At 68.6% G+C, this 1,663-nt stretch carries 3 protein-coding genes; all 3 read left to right on the forward strand.

The window, feature by feature from the left end:
- Positions 1 to 325: SDR family oxidoreductase (locus B056_RS0110245; RefSeq protein ID WP_018501770.1), on the forward strand; the 325-nt coding region annotated here is incomplete at its 5' end.
- Positions 326 to 421: 96 nt separating this feature from the next.
- On the forward strand, positions 422 to 874 hold the full coding sequence (locus tag B056_RS0110250; protein WP_018501771.1) for a pyridoxamine 5'-phosphate oxidase family protein: 453 nt from the start codon (positions 422 to 424) through the stop codon (positions 872 to 874).
- 79 nt (positions 875 to 953) lie between these two features.
- Positions 954 to 1,663, forward strand: a 710-nt coding sequence (locus tag B056_RS0110255; protein WP_018501772.1) for an amidohydrolase family protein, incomplete at its 3' end; no start/stop codon positions are given.

The raw sequence follows: 1,663 nt of genomic DNA on the forward strand, positions 1-1,663 counted from the left end.
CTGCGCCTACGTCGCCACCCAGGCGATGCCCCTGCTCAAGCAGGGCATCCGCATCAACGCGATCTGCCCCGGCCCCACCGACACCCCCCTCGCCCGGGCCAACGAGGAGCGGTGGCTCGGCTTCGGCACCGACTTCCGCGCCGAGCTGGGCATCGAGGCCGCGACCTCGCTGGAGCAGGCCTACCCGCTGCTGTTCCTCTGCAGCGACGCCGCCTCCGCCGTCAACGGCATCACCCTCACGGCGGACTCGGGCTACTTCACCGCCGGCGTCACCGAATCCTTCCCCCCGGCCGTGCCCATCGTGAAGTTCATGCTCGGGCGATGACCCGGCCGCCCGGGGGCGCCCGCCGCCGGGCCCGCCCGTCCCCCTTCGGCACACCACCACGCAGCAGGAACTCGACCTTCATTAAGGACGAAACACATGAAAGAGCAGCGCCGGGGCCGCAAGATCGCGATGAGTCCGACCGAGGTCGATGCCTTCCTCACCGAGGAGCGAACCTGCCGGGTCGCGACGTCGAGCCCGGAAGGGCCGCATCTGACCCCGCTGTGGTTCGTGTGGGACGGCTCCGCGCTGTGGCTCAACTCGGTCGTGAAGAGCCAGCGCTGGACCGACATCGCCCGCGACCCGCGGGTGGCCGTGCTCGTCGACGGCGGCCACGCCTTCAACGAGCTGCACGGGGTCGAGCTCCGCGGAAAGCTCGAAAGCGTCGGGGACACTCCCCGGACCGGCACCCCCGACCCGGACCTCGAAACACCGGAAAAACTCTTCGCCCAGAAGTACACCGGCCGCGACGAGATGCACTACGACGGCCGGCACGCCTGGCTGCGCCTCACCCCGGAGAAAATCACCAGCTGGGACTTCCGGAAAATGTGAGAGCGCCCGACTCGGCCGGGACGGAAAACGGAAACCTGATCGGACACGGCAGCCAGGACATCACCCACCGAGGAGGGTCATGAACGTCGACGAATTGATTCTGGTGAGCATCGACGACCACGTGGTCGAACCGGCGGACATGTTCAAGAACCATCTTCCGGCGAACCTGGCCGACCAGGCCCCGCACGTCGAGACCGACGCGTCCGGGGTGGACCGGTGGATCTACCAGGGCCGGGTCACCGGCGTCAGTGGCCTCAACGCCGTGGTCACCTGGCCGCCGGAGGAGTGGGCCAAGGACCCCGCCGGCTTCGCCGAGATGCGCCCCGCCGTCTACGACATCCACGACCGGGTCCGGGACATGGACCGCAACGGCATCCTCGCCTCGATGTGCTTCCCGACGTTCGCGGGATTCTCCGCCGGGCATCTCAACCATTTCAAGGACCCGCTCACCGTCATCATGATCCAGGCGTACAACGACTGGCACATCGACGAGTGGGCCGGCACGTACCCGGGCCGGTTCATCCCGCTGGCGCTGCTTCCGACCTGGGACCCGCAGCTGATGGTGGCCGAGATCCGCCGGGTGGCGGCGAAGGGCTGCCGGGCGGTCACCATGCCCGAGCTGCCCCATCTGGAGGGCCTGCCCAGCTACCACGACATCACCTACTGGGGTCCGGTGTTCGCGGCGCTGTCCGAGACCGGGCTGGTGATGTGCCTGCACATCGGCACCGGGTTCGGCGCGCTCAAGCTCGCCCCGGACGCGCCGATCGACAACCTGATCATCCTGGCCTG

Origin of the sequence: Parafrankia discariae (genome assembly GCF_000373365.1) — a bacterium.
In the GTDB taxonomy this organism is placed as follows: Bacteria; Actinomycetota; Actinomycetes; order Frankiales; family Frankiaceae; genus Parafrankia; species Parafrankia discariae.